The sequence below is a fragment of the Cellulomonas hominis genome (genome assembly GCF_014201095.1).
Taxonomy (GTDB): Bacteria; Actinomycetota; Actinomycetes; order Actinomycetales; family Cellulomonadaceae; genus Cellulomonas; species Cellulomonas hominis.
In genome coordinates this window covers 2,133,776-2,149,643 of sequence record NZ_JACHDN010000001.1, presented here as the reverse complement: position 1 = coordinate 2,149,643, position 15,868 = coordinate 2,133,776, and the positions used below count along the sequence as shown (strand labels likewise).

Genomic DNA, 15,868 nt, shown 5'->3' with positions numbered 1-15,868 from the left:
CCTCCACGTTCCCCTCGGCGGATCAAGCTGCTGCACTGGCTTCGATGAAGTTTCGCTGAAGATCGTCGCAGGTCGCGGTCGGAGCGCACGGTCGCGCCCGGTCGTCCTGAGCGCCCGTGACCAGTGCGTTTATCGGAGCGACGTGTGCCCGTGCGGGTGTCGCAAAGCGTGCCCCCTGCTTCGGCGCGAGTCGCGCGGGCGGTGACACACCCGCTGCTCGTGCCTAGCATCGTCGCCACCCAGGCGCCGACTGGGTGGGTCGAGCAGAACGCCGAGTCCTGCCGCTGCTCGACGACTCGCAGACCGCACGGGCAGGAGCGGGGGAACCAGGATGGACGGGCACGTCGTGCCCTTGGGGTGAAGCCGGTCCCGACGGACCGGCCGGGCTGCTCCGGCCCGAACCCGACAGCTCACCTCGCAGGCAGCAGGAGTCGTCGATGCCCGCACGCCCCTTCACCCGAGCGCGCCACCGCGCGGTCGGGCGCACCCGAACCCCCTGGACCGACGCACAGGCCGCGGCCGCCTCCGGTCTGTCCTCCGCTGGGCGGCGCACCGGAGTCGCCGTCGCGACGTCAGGCATGGTCGTCTCGCTGGTGGCAACCCCGGCGTCCGCGACGATGCCCTCCCACCACGAGAGCCGGATCGCGCCGCTGGACACTGCACGACTTACGTCGGCGGCCAGAGCGGCGATCGAGTCCACGCCGGTCGTCGCAACGCCGGCCGAGGCCACCTGGACGTTCGACAATCCGGTTGCCACGGCGGTGACGCCACCGCCGACCCCCGAGCCGGAGCCGGAACCTGAGCGAGCCCCGGCTGCGACGCGCAGCACGGCTCGGGACGAGGCGTCTGTCCCATCGCCCCAGATCGGGGCGCCCGCGCCGTCCAGCGCGAATGGCAGCGCGATCGTCGAGGCGGCATCGAGCCTCGTGGGCGTGCCCTACGTGTGGGGCGGAACCACACCGAGCGGCTTCGACTGCTCGGGATTCACGTCCTACGTGTACGCGCAGGTCGGGATGAAGCTGCCGCGCACGTCGGCGGCTCAGCGCTACGCAGGGGTTGAGGTGCCGCGGGACCAGGCCCAGCCAGGGGACCTCATCTGGTCGCCGGGACACATCTCGATCTTCGCCGGGGGCAACCTGCAGGTCGATGCCCCGGTGCCGGGCAAGGCGGTGCAGATCCGGGAGATCTGGCAGTCGTCTCCGGTGTTCATCCGCGTGGGGTAAGTAAGGCCCCCTGTTCGCCGCGGCTGCGGGGGCGTGCCTGATCGCGAGGCGGCGCCTGGCGATCATCACCTCGATCGAACGGAACGTGCCACCACCGCCGGCCTCAGTTCCGCCTCGGACGCCTGACCCCCGAACAAAGCACTGGACGATCATGGCCACTCAGGCGCACTCGCCGCCTGCGAGCCGTTGTCACCTATCCGTGCTGTGCAGCGGGCCCTCGGGCGCGTGTACCGACTGCGAAGGCGGAGGGCACTGCGATCAGGCCGAGCGCCCAGCACGGGAGCCGGCGGACAGCCCAGTGCCCGGAACGGATGGTCCCCCGTCGGTGTCGACGGGTGTCTCGATGCGGTTGCCGCGTACCAGGAGCCGGTGTGAGGCGACCCCGAAAGGGGTGCAGGTGAGTACACGCGCTCCGCTGGCCGCGATTCGACACACTCCTGCGCTGCTCGCGCCACCCTCACGCCGCCGGTGGAGCGGAGGCTCTGCGCTACCCGGTAGGTCCTTCCACGTGATCGCGGATACTGGACCGCTCGGCGCGTTGGTCGATCTCGGCGCCGAGGCTGCGCAGGATGTCGAGCACTAGGCCGACGACCACGAGGTATACGCCGACGTCGAAGAACAACGACGTCACGACCTTCGTCGGGCCAATGAAGGGGATCGCGATGTCGATGATCCAGGACTGCAGCACGGAGCCGCCGAAGATCAGCGCGCCGAGGCCCACGCCCGCCGACAGGAACAGGCCGCTGCCCAGCAGCAGACCGGGCTGCACGGGGGCCGCCTCGCCGAGCTCGTACCGGCCGCCGGCCAGGTACCGCACGATCAGCGCGATGCCGGTGACCAGGCCCGCCGCGAACCCACCGCCGGGGGCGTTGTGCCCGGAGAACAGCAAGAACAGCGAGTACACGATCATCGTGTGGAACAGCAGCCGGACCACGACCTCGAACACCACGGACCGGCGGCGCGGCGCCAGGGTCCGTCCGGCGCGCAGCCACTCGCGGGACCGGTAGGACGGCCGCTCGGCGACCGGCCGGCGCACCGCGGCCATCGGGTCCTCGCCGCCGCCCCACACCTGCCGGGACTCGGGGGCGTCGCCGGCGCGGAAGATCGCCCCGGACCGCCTGCGGAGGAACACGAGCGAGGCGACCCCGGTCGCGGCCACCAGCAGCACGGAGATCTCGCCCATCGTGTCCCAGGCGCGGATGTCCACCAGCGTCACGTTGACGATGTTCTTGCCGCCGCCGTAGGAGTACGCCTCCTCCGCGAAGTCCACGGAGACCGGCGCGTGCACCCGCGCGCCGGGCACCACGAGCGCCAGCCCGCCGACGGTGAGGCCGAACGCCAGGCCGATGCCGAGGCGCACCCACCGGGACCCGACCAGCGGCCGGTCGGAGAAGTACGGGGGCAGGCGCCGCATCACCAGCACGAACACCACGAGGGTGACGGTCTCGACCAGCACCTGCGTCAGCGCGAGGTCCGGGGCGCCGTGCAGCAGGAACAGGGCCGCGACGCCGTAGCCGGAGACGCCGAGCAGGATGACCGCCTTCAGCCGGCGGCGGGCGCGGGCGACCAGGACGGCGGCGACCACGACGAACGCCCCGACCACGGCCTGCGCCGGGCGGTCCCAGACGCGGGTCTCGGCCGGCATCCCGTTCCAGGCGACCAGCGGGACGCCGACGGTGACGACGAACACCACCAGGATCCCGCCGAGGTACACCGGCAGAGATCCGCGCTGGGTGAACGCGGTGACGTCGGCGGCCACGTCGTCGAGCCGGCGCATGAAGCGGCGGTACAGCCGGTCCGCCTCGGGCACGTGCGGCACCGCGGCCTGCGCGAGCTCGACGGGGCCGCGGGCGACGAACAGCAGCACGCCGGTGAGCAGCACGACGGCGGTGATCGCCAGCGTCGGGGTGAAGCCGCCCCAGAGCAGGAGGTGGCCGGGCTCGCCGGCCGGGTACGCGTCAGCCTGCGGGGCGAGCAGCTCCTCGCCGAGACCCGGCAGCAGCGCCACGGCCAGGCCGAGCACGGCGAGCAGCATCGCGGGCCAGACGAGCACGAGCGACGGGCGCCCGACCGGGGCCGGCACGGCGCGCTCGTCGTCGGGGTGCGCGGAGTGGTCGACCGGCTCCTTGACGTCCCGCGACGGGTCCTTGGCGTCGCGGGCGGCAGCGAGGGCGCGCACGGCCGCGGGCGACAGCACCGGCTTGCTGGCGAACGCGCCCCACCACAGCCGCAGGCCGTACGCCACGGTGAGCGCCGAGCCGACCGCGACCGCGACCAGGACGACGACGCCGAGCGGGTCGCCGTCGTGGCCCAGCGCCTCCAGCGCGGCCTCCTTGGCGACGTACCCGGCGAACGGCGGCGCGCCGATCATCGACAGCGTCGCGAGCCCGCCCGCGGCGGCGGTCAGGGGCAGCGCGCGGCCGACGCCGGACAGCCGGCGCAGGTCGCGGGTGCCGGTCGCGGCGTCCACCACGCCGACCACGAGGAACAGGGCGGCCTTGAACATCGCGTGCGCGCCGATCAGCGCGAGGCCCGCGAGCGCGGTCGCCTTCGTGCCGTACCCGACGAGCAGGATGATCAGCCCGAGCTGGCTCACCGTGCCGAACGCGAGGACGAGCTTGAGGTCGTGCTGCCGCAGCGCCCGGTAGCCGCCGAGCAGCAGCGTGCCGCAGCCGAGCACGACGACGATCGTCCGCCAGGCGGGGAGCTCCGAGTACGCCGGGGCGAACCGCGCGACCAGGTAGACGCCGGCCTTCACCATCGCGGCGGCGTGCAGGTACGCGCTGACCGGGGTCGGCGCGGCCATCGCCGCGGGGAGCCAGAAGTGCAGCGGGATCAGCGCGGACTTGGAGGCCGCGCCGACCAGCAGGCAGACCACGGCCGCGGTGACCATGCCGCCGTGCGGCGGGTCCGCGAGCGTCTCCGACAGCCGGTACGTGCCCGCGGCCTCGCCGAGCAGGATCACCCCGACCAGCATCGTCAGGCCGCCGGCCGTCGTGACGACGATCGCCTGCATCGCCGCCCGGCGGCTGGCCTTGCGCTCGTGGTAGTGCCCGATGAGCAGGTAGGAGAAGACCGTGGTCAGCTCCCAGAACACGAACAGCAGCAGGGTGTCGTCGGCGGTGACCAGGCCGAGCATCGCCCCGGCGAACGCGACCAGCACGCCGCTGAACCGGCCGAGCCCGCTCGCGTGCGCCTTGAAGTACGCCGAGCAGTAGACCAGCACGACCGCGCCGACGCCGCCGACGAGCAGGGTCATCAGCCAGGACAGCGTGTCGAGCCGGAAGGAGAGGTCGAGCCCGAGCCCGGGGATCCACTCGACGGTCTGCGTCGGCCCGTCGCCGTCCATCACGCGGCCGGTGAGCGAGAGGGCCCACACCGTCGCGGACGCCGGCGCCAGCGCGAGCACCCAGAACGCCTTCCGGCCGATCCACGCGACGAGCGCAGGCGCGACCAGGGCAGCCAGGAGGTGCACCGCGAGGAGCTGCAGCACGTCCGCTCCGTCCTGTCGTGGGCGGGTGGTCGGTCGGTCGGTGCGCCGGGTCCGGGCCCGCGACCGCTCGAGGCGGGACGGCGGGCGGCGGGCGGCGGTCGGGACACTGGAACAAGCGAGTCGTGGTCCGTGAACACCCGCCGGACGCTGGGCTCGTCTCAACGACTGGCCCCGTCACCGAGCAACCGGCCCGGTCAACGGTCCTGACCGTAAGGTCACCGCATCGAGTCGCTCTTCAGCTCCGATGAAGTCCATGTGAAGAGTCCTCTGGCTCCGTCGCAGGGTGCGCGGCGGCGCCGAGCGAAGCGCCGCCCTTGTAGGAAGCGCCGCCCTTGTAGGCAGTGGTGGGCTCCGAGCAGACACAGACCGATTACGGTGCGCGGCCCGGCGGCGCGGCAGTCGCATCGACCTGCCGGTGTTCCCCCGGCGGACCGTCCCCGAGTCTCATGCACGAGTAGTCGGTACCGCGGATTCATCGAATCTCCATCGCCGCGCAGCAGGACCGCAGCACGCGGCCGCCTATCGTGAAATACCCCCACGGGGTATGGCTCCGGAGGTTGCGCGCCGACGGCACGCCTCGCTCGTGGGGGGCCACTTGCCGCCGGCAGGAGGCGGAGGTCGAGAGGAGGTCGGACGGTCATGGATGTGGTCGTCATCGCGATCGCGGTTGTGCTGACCGGAGTGTTGGGCTGGTACTTCTTCGGTCCACGCTCGTCGAGCCGGGCTGTAGCCGAAGGCGGCGTGCAGGTGCTGACGGTCGCCGTGAAGGGCGGCTACAGCCCCGACGTCATCGAGGTGGAGCAAGGTGTACCCGTGCGTCTGCTGTTCGACCGACAGGAGGCCGGCGACTGCTCCTCACGGGTGGTGTTCCCGGACTTCAAGGTCAACCAGGACCTGCGCGCCTATGCCACCACGGCGGTGGAGTTCACCCCTCTCGAGCTCGGCGAGTACGGGTTTGCGTGCGGGATGAACATGCTTCGCGGCACCGTGAAGGTGGTCGCAGGCTCTCGCGGCGCTTCGCAGACCTCGGGTTCGACGACGGCGACCGCCGTCGTCGAACCCGAGGCGCAGCCGCACCACCCGACCGGAGACGTTCCGGCCGGCGAGACGGGGCCACAGGGGCGGGGCACACCCAGTGTGCCGAGCGAGGGTCAGCCGGAGGACGGCGAGGCGGCTGAGCGCGCCACCGAGATCGCCGATCTGCGACGCCGTGTGCTCTTCGGTGCGGTACTGACCTTCCCCGTTCTGGTCGCGGTCATGGCCCACGAGCTGTTCGGCGCCACGTGGGTGCCCGACCTGCTGATGCGGCCGTGGCTCCAGCTGCTCCTGATCGCCCCGGTCATGGTGTACACGGGATGGCCAATCCACAGAACGGGATGGCTGGCGCTGTCCCATCGGACCGCCGACATGAACTCCCTGATCACCCTGGGCACGATCGCGGCGTTCGGGTTCAGCCTTGTCGTCACGTTCGCCCCGAGTGTGCTGCCCGAGGACTCGCGCGAGGTCTACTACGAGGCCGTCGGCGTCATCCTCACCTTGATCCTGCTCGGCCGACTTCTGGAGACCAAGGCCAAAGCCGGCACGGGCGAGGCGATCCGGGCGCTGATCGGCCTGCAGCCACGCACCGCTCGGGTCGTGCGCGACGGGCGGGAGCTGGAGCTGCCCGTCGAGCAGGTCATGCTCGGCGACACCGTGGCGATCCGCCCCGGTGAGAAGCTGCCGGTCGACGGGGAAGTGGTCTCCGGGCGGTCCGCTGTCGACGAGTCGATGGTCACCGGCGAGCCGATCCCCGTGGTGAAGTCCACCGGTGACCCGGTCATCGGTGCGACGATCAACACCACAGGCTCGTTCCGGTACACGGCCACCAAGGTCGGCGCCGATACGATGCTCGCCCAGATCATCAAGCTCGTCCGCGAGGCGCAGGGCTCCAAGGCGCCCATCCAGCGCCTGGTCGACAAGGTGTCCGGGTATTTCGTGCCTGCGGTCATCGCGATCGCCATCTGGACGTTCGTGGTGTGGTGGCTCGTCGGGCCTGCGCCCTCGGGCGTGTTCGCTCTGGTCGCCGCGGTCGCGGTCCTGATCATCGCCTGCCCGTGCGCGCTCGGCCTCGCCACTCCGCTGTCGATCACCGTCGGCACCGGCAAGGGGGCGACGGCCGGGATCCTGATCCGTTCCGCCGAGGCGCTGGAGACCGCCCACAGGCTCGACACCGTCGTCCTGGACAAGACCGGCACCATCACCCAGGGTGCTCCTGCTCTCACCGACGTGCTACCTGCGGCGGGGTTCGAGAGAAACGCGCTGCTCGCATTGGTTGCCGCCGCCGAGCGCGACTCGGAGCACCCACTGGCCGCCGCGATCGTCGCCGACGCGCGAGACCGCGGACTGGACGTTCCGCTTGCCGCCTCATTCCAGTCGGTGACGGGCCAGGGAGTGCGGGCCCGGATCGGCGGGGTCGAGGTGCTCGTCGGCAACCGGCGGCTCCTGACCGAGGCCGGCGTCGAACCGCAGAGTCTGACTGGTGACCTGGACCGGCTGGCCGGGCAGGGCAAGACGCCGATGCTCGTGGCCGTCGACGCACGCCCCGCCGGGGTCATCGCCGTGGCCGATCCGGTCAAGGAAGGCTCGGCGCGAGCGATCACGGATCTTCGCGCGCGGGGTATCGAGGTCGTGATGATGACCGGCGACAACCGGGCAACCGCCGCGGCAATCGCGCGCGTGGTCGGCATCAGCCGCGTGGTCGCCGAGGTGATGCCCGAGCACAAGGCCCGCGAGGTCAAGCGGCTGCAGGCCGAGGGGCGAGTTGTCGGGATGGTCGGTGACGGCATCAACGACGCACCAGCACTCGCCCAGGCGGACGTCGGCTCGGCGATCGGCACCGGCACCGACGTGGCCATCGAGTCCTCCGACATCACGTTGATCTCAGGAAACCTCGGCGGTCTCGTGACGGCCATCGACCTGTCCCGCGCCACCATGCGCAACATCCGCCAGAACCTCGGCTTCGCCTTCGGGTACAACGCGATCGGCATCCCCGTGGCAGCCGGCGTGCTCTACCCCGCGTTCGGGCTGCTTCTCAGCCCTGTGATCGCCGCCTTGGCGATGGCGTTGTCGTCCCTGTCGGTCGTCACCAACGCCAACCGGCTGCGCCGGTTCACGCCCCGGTCCGTCGCAACGACGGACGACACCATCGTCTCGGCCACCGACCCGGTGGTCGAGATCGGGCGCGACCACGACGAAGAGGAGATCCCCATGGCACACCACCAGCACGACGCTACGGCCGTCGACCCGATCTGCGGCATGACCGTCGACCCGAAGAGCGCCGCCGCCAGCCGAGAGCACGACGGCATGACGTTCTACTTCTGCTCTCCGGGGTGCGCGGCGGCCTTCGATGCGGACCCGCCCCGCTATTCCCACTCGCACGCCGCGTCGCACTGACCACCTCGTCGAGACCGGCAGCTTCGGGCCAGGAGGGATGGAGATGACCGCCACACCGACGGAGCGCGACGCCCTCCTGGCCCGGTTGCGCCGAATCGAGGGACAGGTTCGCGGAGTCGCCCGGATGGTTGACTCCGACGCGTACTGCATCGACATCCTGACCCAGGTGTCCGCCACGACGCGGGCGCTGCAATCGGTAGGTCTGCTGTTGCTCGATGACCACCTGCACCACTGCCTGGCCGAGGCCGCCCAGGTCGGCGGCAACGTCCACGACGACAAGGTGCAGGAAGCTTCAGCCGCCATCGCCCGACTAGTCCGTAGCTGACCGGCCGACCCGTCACGCCACCACGGTGCACGGCGGACGCACGACCCGACCGGCCGAGGCGCGTGCTGCCGGCCCCGCCCTGGCACGGATCAACCCCTGGAGCAGGCCATGCCCAAGAAGAAGCGACCCCGCCCCGTGGCGACGGAACGCCACGCCGCGCGGTCCGCCCCTGCCACATACCCCACCCCGGAGGGACCGAGGCTGGACCTGCGTGGATCTGCGTTCCGCGTCGTCCCGGCGCCGCAGCCTGCACGACAGCGACCGGCGGTGCGTGCACCTGCCCCGACTCCAACGCCGTTGATCGACACTCCGAGGCTCGCGCGGCTGTCCGGGGTCGCGAACCCCGCGACGACGCTGCAGTTCGTCGCTTCGCCGGTCGGGGCCGTCGCGGACGTCGAACCCCAGGCTGTCGGTGTCAGCTACTGGTTCACACCGCCGGCCGGCCCGGAGCCGTACGACGTGGCCATGCGCTTCACGGGCAGCCGACTCGACGTCGTCGGTGACCGCGGCGACGCGGACGACTTCCAGGTCGTGGCGAGGCTTCGCGACATCCGGGCCGAGCACGGACCCGTCGCCGTGACCCAGCGCATATCGGGCAAGGGTGCGGGGCGCTGGAAGGTCAGGGCCGAAGCCGTCGCCGCCCCGCGAGGCGGCGACACCTCCAAGGCGGTGCGGCTCCCGACCGTCGAGAAGGTGGGCCGGTCGGCGTACGCCCCGGCGACACTCGCTCTGGCTCCCGGTGTCGTGCCCGGCTCGTGGCCCGTGATGGTGGGTCTGGGGTTCGTCCTCGGCCTGGCGGTCCTCGGCCTTCTGGCGCCGGTGCACGGGTTGGTCACCGTTCGCGTCCTGCTCCTGGCGCTCGCGGCCGGCGCTCTCGGATTGTTCGGCGCGAAGGTCTACTACGTGCTCACCCACTCCAGGGAGAGCAGGGTCGCCGGATTGACCGGCTTGAGCCTGCAGGGCTTCATCATCACCGCGGTAGCGGTGTTCGTGCTGGGAGGGTGGGCATCGGGCGTGAGTGTGGGGCACCTGCTGGACGCCTCCATCCCCGCTCTACTCCTCGGTCAAGCCGTCGGTCGTCTGGGCTGCTTGTTCGCTGGGTGCTGCGCTGGCGTGCCGACCACGTCGCGCTGGGGCCTGTGGTCCTCGGATCGTCGCATTGGCATGCGACGGGTCCCCGTCCAGCTCCTGGAGTCGTCGAGCGCGGCGCTCCTCGCCCTGGTGACCGGGCTCATCGCCGGCCTGGCCCCGCAAGCGTCGGCGGGCCTCCTGTTCCTCGGGGGTCTCGCTGCGTATGTCCTCGTGCGTCAGATCCTGTTTCCCCTGCGAGGGCTTCGCAGACTCACCAGGTACGGACGAACCGTGATGCTGATCGTCGCTCCCACAGTTCTGATCGTGTCGGCCGCTGTCCTCAGCTTGGCCTAGCCACCGCTCCATCGCAGTTGCACCACCCGCAAGGCCGGGGTCCGCGGTTTCGGCCGGCACCCGTTTCTGGCGGACGGCTCGGGCCGCCCGTGTCGACCACCAGACCTTCCGCTCGGCAGCACCCGACCGCAACGTCTCGAAACCCGCGCGCGTGCGCATCCCCGCCATCGCGTCAATCGGCAATGACCACCGTTCAGGAGGGTTCGGATGTCTCGACAGGCAGTAGCGCTCATTGGTCGCGCTACGACGCAGGGGCCGGAATCGGGGCACACCCGCCGCGAGGCCCTCACGCACGCGACCAGCCGTGCGCGGCATCGGCCATCTCCTGCGCTGCAGCGAGACGGGGTGCTCACCCCTCGGCGTCTGGCGATCAAGCGATGCCTGCGTGCGACTCTCGGTGGCGCCGTCGTCGGTCGTGGTGTCGTCAAGCAGTACTGATGACGCAAAACCTGCTTCCCGGCGAGGTCGGCGGCACTCCCTTGGCCGCCCGCCTCGTCATGGTCACGCCCGCCGACGCAGGGCGCCGGTGGCTCGGGTTGGCCCAAGCCGCAGTCGGCGGCCTGCTCACCGAGGCTGCTTTCCCCGACCGCTCGTGGTGGCCGCTCGCGACTGTCGGAGTCTCGTTGCTGGTCTTGGCACTACGTCGGGGCAGTGCGGGGTGGGCTGCGCTCGTTGGGCTGGTGTGGGGACTTGCCTTCTTCGCGCCGCACCTGTGGTGGGCGCGCACCGCGGCCGGGACCCTCCCCTGGCTGGCGCTCGCCGGGATCCAGTCGGCGATCATCAGTGTGGTGTGCGCAGTGTGGGCCATCACCCGGCGCGCATCGTGGCTGCGACGCACGCCGCCGGCAGCGCTGGCGTTCACCGTCACCTGGGTGGCCGGCGAACAGTTGCGGTCGAGTTGGCCGTTCGGCGGGTTTCCTTGGGGTCGCCTGGCGTTCTCGCAGACCGACGGACCGCTGCTAGGACTGGCGTGGCTGGGCGGGGCGCCGCTGGTGTCGGCTGGGGTCGCGCTCGCGGGCTTCCTCGTCGCAGCCGCCTGGTCGACGCTGCGCCGGGGGAATCGACGACGAGCGGCCGCGACGACGGTGCTCGTGGCTGCGCTGCCCGTGTTGGCCGCAGCTATCCCCTTCTCCACGGCGGCGCAGTCCGGGACCTTGCGCGTGGCTGCCGTTCAAGGCAACGTCCCCGAGGAAGGTGCAGCGCCCACCGATCGGCGCCGCGCGGTTCTTGACAACCATGTCGCCGGTACGGTCGCCCTGCTCGACGACGCAGACCCCGGGGAGTACGACGTCGTCCTATGGCCGGAGAACGCTACGGACATCGATCCGCGGGTAGACCTCGAAGCCTCCGCTGAGGTAGATCGGGTCGCCGCGAGGATCGACGCCCCGATCCTGCTCGGTGCCGACCACCGCCTGCCCGCGGGCCGTCACGTCCAGATGCTGCTGTGGGAACCCCGTCGCGGCCCCGTGTTCGACTACTCCAAGCAGCGCGTCGTGCCGTTCGGCGAGTACATCCCTGTCCGGGGGCTGATCAGGTTGTTCTCCCGTGAGGTCGACCGCGTCCGCACGGACGCCTTGCCGGGCGGGGAGCCGGCGGTCGTGCCGCTCACCGTGCCGCGGCTTGGTCGCACGGTTCAGTTGGCAACCCCGATCTGCTTCGAGGTCGCGTTCGACGACGTCGTTCGCACGGCCGTGCTCGAAGGCGCACAGTTGCTCGTGGTGCCGACGAACAACTCCTCGTTCGGCTGGACTGCCGAGGCCACCCAGCAGCTCGCGATGACCCGGTTGCGCGCGGTCGAGCACGGCAGGGCCGCGGTCCAGGTCTCCACCGTCGGCATCTCGGCGATCGTCGGACCCGACGGCACGGTCCAACAGCGCACGAACCTGTTCACCGGCGATGCACTGACCGCACAGCTGCCGCTACGCACCAGCCTGACACCGGCAGACCGGCTCGGTGACATCCCCGTGACGACCGCGGTCGTCTTGTCGGTCATCGCGTTCGTGGCGGGCGTCGTCGCATCTCGCACGAGCAGGCGTGACTCCTCGAGGAAGAACCGGCGACTCTGGAGACACCGCAGCAGCGCGAGTGACGGCACACCAGTCGATGCTCATGCCGGGGGTCACTCGCGAAGCCACCCGCAAGAGAGCGATTGAGGCGCCGGACCGTCTCGTGCCGGGTCTGACAGAGGCTCTCAATCCTGGGAAGGATGAGGGTCATTGCAGCACGTAGAGCTCGGGTCGCCGAGCAGCTGGGGATCAACCCCGGGACGCTGCGCAACTGGGTCACCTGGGCGAGATCGATGCCGGCGAGCGACCTGGGCCGGGCACAAGCGATGCGCAGCGGACCGCCGAACTCGAGCGGGAGAACCGCGAGCTGCGCACGTCGAACGCGATCCTGCGTAGCGCGTCCTTGGTCGGCTGGACCGGCGACCCATACGACAATGCCCTCGCCGAGGCATTCAACTCGCTGTTCAAGGCCGGCTCGTCCGCAACCGTGGCCCCTGGCGCAGCATCGACGATCTCGAGGTCGCCAACGCCGAGTACACCGACTGGTTCCACCGCCGACGCGTGCACGGCGAGATCGGCCTGGTCCTACCGACCGTGTTCGAGGACAACCACTACCGGCACAACCCGGCCCCGGCTGCCGTCGCGTCAGTTCCCAGCCTCCACTGAACCCGGCACGAGACAGACACCAGTCAACGGATCCTTAGCGGGATCTTCATCGCGGCTCGACCGGACGCCCGGCGAAGCGTACAGACGATGGACGCATGACAGAGCCAGAGCTCGAGCGCAGCGCCATCACGATCGACGAGCGCGCTGAAGCCTCACCCAAGCGTCGTCCGTTGCGCGCGGCTTGGACGGCGGTCACCGGGGTGACGGGTGTCGTCGTCGGCCTGGCTCCTCACGTTCTGCACCACATCGGCCCGCTGGTCGGGACTGCGCTCGTGGCGGGTGCGGGCGGCACCGCACTGTTCGGCGCCCTCGGGCTGATCGCCTCCATTCCCATGCTGATCAGACTTCGTCGTCGCTTCAATTCCTGGTGGGCGCCAGGGGTGGCGTTGTTGGTGTTCGCCGCTGCTTTCGTCGTTTCGACGACCGTGGTCGGGCCTCTGATCAGCGGCGATCCCGTGGAGACCCCCGACTCGCCCGTGACACCTGCCGAGCACGACGCGCATCACTAGCAGACTTCGTCCCGCCGGATCGAGCTGGCGCCCGAGCGCCCTGATCGAACCTTCATCAGGAACCAACAGAGGGTTCCCCGATGCCGTTCAGGCTGTTTCCCGTGCTTGATCTTCGTGACGTAGTCTCCGTGAGGGCCGGGCGGTGACGGGTCGTCGGGCCGCACCGGCTCGTCATCGCTCTGCCGACCCGGTGGACGCCGCGGCCGAGTCCTCCGGGTCGCACCCAAGCGGCAGAAGGGCCCTTCACCGCCAGCCGGGACTGGCCGAGGAGCCGGGTCTCGACACGCCTGACTCTGGGATGCTGTCGGCTCGAGGGCGCCACGCGCGCCTCGAACCGAACGTGCTCGATGAGTTCGCCAGGCCGGCCGGTGCCGCAACGCCACCACAGCCGATCCGACCCACCACACGCTATCTGGCCCAGTCACGCGCGGACCTGCGCAGGCAGTACCGGGCCCGACGCAGACGCGGTGCAGCGAAGGGCGCGCTGGTTGCGGCGGTCGCGTTGGGCGTTGCCGGGTTCGGCTCCGTGTCGCTTCTAGGTTCACAGCAGGGCGTCGCCAGAGACCTTCAGGGCGCGCGGCAGGTATCGCCAGCACCAGGTACCCAGTTTCCCGCCGCGGAGGTAGTCCGGGACCGTCAAGAGGCCGTAGCCACGGCCCGTCAGAGCCTCGAACAGGCCGAAGCGGCGAAGCTCGCCGCTTCCCTTGCGGCAGTTCCGGTCGCTGCGACCCAGGAGCTCGACGCCGCCATCAGTTCCCTGCGGACAGTTGTCGCTGCGACTCAGGCCGCGCAACCGGCCGTTACGTCACTGCAGCCAGCTCAACTGCCCGCCCCCGTACAACCCCTCGCTGCGGTGGTCGCCGCCCAGGGCGGCTTTCCGGAGCCGTCTGTGACCGCGACCGGCACGGCAGTCCCGGGGGTCTCGGCCGCGTCCGCACCGGCGGTGAGCCCGGTGGATCCGGACGCCGAAGAGCGGGTCCCGGCGGATCCGGCCGCCGCGATGGTGCTCACCCAGGCCAGCTTTGTAGCGGCCCTCACCACTGAGTTGCGTGCGCTCACGACCCAGGCTGAGGAGGCGGCCGCTGCAGCGATCGCCGCTCGCGCAGCAGAGGAAGAGGCGGCCGCCCGCAAGCAGGCGCAACGGACATCTCTCGACGAGTATGCGAACGGACGCATCCCGGTAAGCGCCCTGTGCGAGCTGGACTTCGCCCCTGCCCACCGGCAGCGGTGCGACGCTACCGACGCGCTCGAGGAGCTCAACCTCGCGTTCGAGGCCGCGTTCGGCGCCTCCTTGAAGGTGACCGACTCCTACCGCTCGTACGCGGCACAGGTCGCATGCAGAGAGAACAAGGGAAGCCTGTGTGCCACTCCCGGCACGTCGAACCATGGCACGGGGATCGCGGTCGACTTCGGCGGCGGAGCGTCGTCGTTCGGGACTCGCGAGCACGATTGGCTGCTCGATCACGCAGGCGAGTACGGCTGGACGCTTCCGAGCTGGGCGCGCGCCTCGGGCTCGAAGCCGGAGCCATGGCATTGGGAGTACATCGGGTGAGCCGGTTCGGTGACGCCCTCATTGGACGGCTCGCGTCGAAACGCGCAGGGAAGACGGCGTCGCACCGCTAGTGGTGCGACGCCGTCACAGGGGGATGTCTCGGGTGCGCTCAGGGAATGCGCTCGTGGTCCTCACGGGTCAGACCGCCGCCGACGGGGGGTTCCGCGTCCACAGCCCTGTCGTGGCCGTGCCCGTGCGTGTTCGGCCCGTGGTGTCCCTCGTGACCGTGTCCGTTGCCGCGACCCATGAAGAACATCATGCCGATCATTCCCAGCGGGCAGGCGAGCAGCAGCGCGTAGGGCAAAGCCCTGGACAGGTCGACACCGAACGCGAGAAGCAGCGCCAGGACGACCACTGCTCCGATTGCCATGTGCTTGAGGTGATGCCTGATCACGTCGTGCTCCATTCGCTAGTGCCGGATTCGTTGTCTTCATTGTGATCGCCCGGAATGAAGGCTGTCCGTCACTGCGGTCAAGTCTTGATCAAGGGTCCGTGTCTCGAGCGCGCACTCTCGCCGGGTGAAATGCAGCGACGCCACCGGAACGGGGGCGGTCCGGTGGCGTCGCAACTCAGGCGCGGATCACAGTTCGGAGAGCAGGCCCTTCATTTCCGCGATCTCGGTGGTCTGGTCGGCGATGATCTTGTCTGCGAGCTGAAGGGCGTCCTCGTTCTGGCCGCGGTTCCGGTAGTCCTCGGACATGGTGATGGCGCCGGTGTGGTGGTCGACCATCATCTCGAGGAACATGCGGTCGAACTCGGCGCCGGCGTCCTGAAGTTGCTGCATCTGGTCGTCATCGGCCATCCCGGTGCTCTGACCGGAGTGGTCCATGCCGCCCATGGAGTCGTCGGCCTCCGCTGGCTCCTCACCCCACGTCTGCAGCCACGACGTCATGAGATCGATCTCGGGCTGCTGGGCGAACTGGATCCGCGCGGCGAGCTCCTGCACGGGCTCGCTCTGGGCGCGGCCCTCGGCGAGCACGGCCATGTCGAGCGCGCCCTGGTGGTGCAGGATCATCATCTGCGCGAACTCGACGTCGGCGTCGTTGTGCTCGACGGACGTCGCCGCCGCGCTGGACGCTCCTGCGGGGCTCTGCTGGTCGGGCGTGGACGGCTCGCCCGTCGAGCAGGCGCTGAGCAGGACGCCGAGCGTGAGGGTCGCTGCCACGGCGGCGACGGCTCGGGTGTTCTTCGGGGACATGCGGTTGCTCCTCGGTCGGCTGAGGCTCGTCGCGTGCCG

Annotated in this window: 10 protein-coding genes and 1 riboswitch; of the genes, 7 read left to right on the top strand and 3 right to left on the bottom strand. The window is 70.5% G+C overall.

Annotation, left to right across the window (positions count from 1 at the left end):
- Nucleotides 1-259 precede the first annotated feature (259 nt).
- A riboswitch (cyclic di-AMP (ydaO/yuaA leader) is annotated at nucleotides 260-439 on the top strand.
- Nucleotides 438-1,223, top strand: a complete 786-nt coding sequence (locus HNR08_RS10065; RefSeq protein WP_146840675.1) for a C40 family peptidase — start codon at nucleotides 438-440, stop codon at nucleotides 1,221-1,223. (Overlaps the previous riboswitch by 2 nt.)
- A 487-nt stretch (nucleotides 1,224-1,710) precedes the next feature.
- Here HNR08_RS10065 and HNR08_RS10060 read toward each other — a convergent pair whose 3' ends face one another.
- On the bottom strand, nucleotides 1,711-4,716 hold the full coding sequence (locus HNR08_RS10060) for a Na+/H+ antiporter subunit A (RefSeq protein WP_183834986.1): 3,006 nt from the start codon (nucleotides 4,714-4,716) through the stop codon (nucleotides 1,711-1,713).
- A 639-nt stretch (nucleotides 4,717-5,355) separates the two neighbouring features.
- Between HNR08_RS10060 and HNR08_RS10055 the strand changes: the two genes are divergently transcribed.
- The 6 genes from HNR08_RS10055 to HNR08_RS10030 all read left to right on the top strand — a co-directional run bounded on the left by HNR08_RS10055 (nucleotide 5,356) and on the right by HNR08_RS10030 (nucleotide 14,631).
- Complete coding sequence (locus HNR08_RS10055) at nucleotides 5,356-8,148, top strand: heavy metal translocating P-type ATPase (RefSeq protein ID WP_146840533.1); 2,793 nt, start codon at nucleotides 5,356-5,358, stop codon at nucleotides 8,146-8,148.
- 43 nt (nucleotides 8,149-8,191) lie between these two features.
- Complete coding sequence (locus tag HNR08_RS10050) at nucleotides 8,192-8,473, top strand: metal-sensitive transcriptional regulator (RefSeq protein ID WP_246803191.1); 282 nt, start codon at nucleotides 8,192-8,194, stop codon at nucleotides 8,471-8,473.
- Nucleotides 8,474-8,770: 297 nt separating this feature from the next.
- Nucleotides 8,771-9,898: a prolipoprotein diacylglyceryl transferase family protein gene (locus HNR08_RS10045; RefSeq protein ID WP_168431284.1), complete on the top strand. Its 1,128-nt coding sequence runs from the start codon at nucleotides 8,771-8,773 to the stop codon at nucleotides 9,896-9,898.
- A 437-nt stretch (nucleotides 9,899-10,335) separates the two neighbouring features.
- On the top strand, nucleotides 10,336-12,051 hold the full coding sequence (lnt, locus tag HNR08_RS10040; RefSeq protein WP_246803190.1) for an apolipoprotein N-acyltransferase: 1,716 nt from the start codon (nucleotides 10,336-10,338) through the stop codon (nucleotides 12,049-12,051).
- Nucleotides 12,052-12,665: 614 nt separating this feature from the next.
- Nucleotides 12,666-13,079, top strand: a complete 414-nt coding sequence (locus HNR08_RS10035; protein WP_146840530.1) for a hypothetical protein — start codon at nucleotides 12,666-12,668, stop codon at nucleotides 13,077-13,079.
- A gap of 889 nt (nucleotides 13,080-13,968) precedes the next feature.
- Entirely contained in the window at nucleotides 13,969-14,631 is a 663-nt protein-coding gene (locus HNR08_RS10030; protein WP_168431286.1) for a M15 family metallopeptidase, read from the top strand.
- Nucleotides 14,632-14,740: 109 nt separating this feature from the next.
- Here HNR08_RS10030 and HNR08_RS10025 read toward each other — a convergent pair whose 3' ends face one another.
- Both HNR08_RS10025 and HNR08_RS10020 read right to left on the bottom strand, forming a co-directional pair.
- Complete coding sequence (locus HNR08_RS10025; protein ID WP_183834984.1) at nucleotides 14,741-15,037, bottom strand: DUF2933 domain-containing protein; 297 nt, start codon at nucleotides 15,035-15,037, stop codon at nucleotides 14,741-14,743.
- 174 nt (nucleotides 15,038-15,211) lie between these two features.
- Nucleotides 15,212-15,829: a DUF305 domain-containing protein gene (locus tag HNR08_RS10020; protein WP_146840528.1), complete on the bottom strand. Its 618-nt coding sequence runs from the start codon at nucleotides 15,827-15,829 to the stop codon at nucleotides 15,212-15,214.
- Nucleotides 15,830-15,868 lie beyond the last annotated feature (39 nt).

Excerpts from the sequence above, each read along its gene's own strand:
- HNR08_RS10020 (WP_146840528.1), bottom strand. The coding sequence starts at position 15,829 with ATGTCCCCGAAGAACACCCGAGCCGTCGCCGCCGTGGCAGCGACCCTC.
- HNR08_RS10055 (WP_146840533.1), top strand. The coding sequence starts at position 5,356 with ATGGATGTGGTCGTCATCGCGATCGCGGTTGTGCTGACCGGAGTGTTG.
- HNR08_RS10050 (WP_246803191.1), top strand. The coding sequence starts at position 8,192 with ATGACCGCCACACCGACGGAGCGCGACGCCCTCCTGGCCCGGTTGCGC.
- HNR08_RS10025 (WP_183834984.1), bottom strand. The coding sequence starts at position 15,037 with ATGGAGCACGACGTGATCAGGCATCACCTCAAGCACATGGCAATCGGA.
- HNR08_RS10065 (WP_146840675.1), top strand. The coding sequence starts at position 438 with ATGCCCGCACGCCCCTTCACCCGAGCGCGCCACCGCGCGGTCGGGCGC.
- HNR08_RS10035 (WP_146840530.1), top strand. The coding sequence starts at position 12,666 with ATGACAGAGCCAGAGCTCGAGCGCAGCGCCATCACGATCGACGAGCGC.
- lnt (WP_246803190.1), top strand. The coding sequence starts at position 10,336 with ATGACGCAAAACCTGCTTCCCGGCGAGGTCGGCGGCACTCCCTTGGCC.